Raw genomic sequence first — 593 nt, forward strand, 5'->3', positions numbered from 1 at the left:
CGTCTGAGAGTTAGGAGGGTGGTTATATTTCGGGTGGTCCTGCCACCACACGCGTCAAGCCCAGTCCGCCGCAGAGCGGTGTCGAGCCACACGCACTCCAGATCATCGGAATGATGAGTTTTCGAATCATAAACCAATTGGGGTGATTTTGCATATTTATGAGACACATATTTATAGATATTTATGAGACATGCTTACGATATTTATGAGACAAGATATTATTTATGAGACAAGATATTATTTATGAGACAGTATTATTTAGTAAGCGGTCAGTACGCGACCCTCGCTTTGGACTTCACCGTTGCAACGTCAATTTCATAGATGTCATAGAGATATTATTTATGAGACATACAATTCTTAAGGGAGGTTCAGATATTATTTATCACTATTTATGAGACATACAATTCTAAGGGAGGTTCACATTATTGAGTGTCGTGGGAGAGGAATATTCTCCTTTTAGTGTCTTGCTAGACAATTTTGCTCCGTTTATTTCTAAAGATGGCGATTTCTATCTGAGTGAGCCTAATATCACTATTTATGAGACATACAATTCTTAAGGGAGGTTCACATTATTGAGTGTCGTGGGAGAGGAA

Origin of the sequence: Rubritalea profundi, from assembly GCF_002954445.1 — a bacterium.
Lineage (GTDB): Bacteria > Verrucomicrobiota > Verrucomicrobiia > Verrucomicrobiales > Akkermansiaceae > Rubritalea > Rubritalea profundi.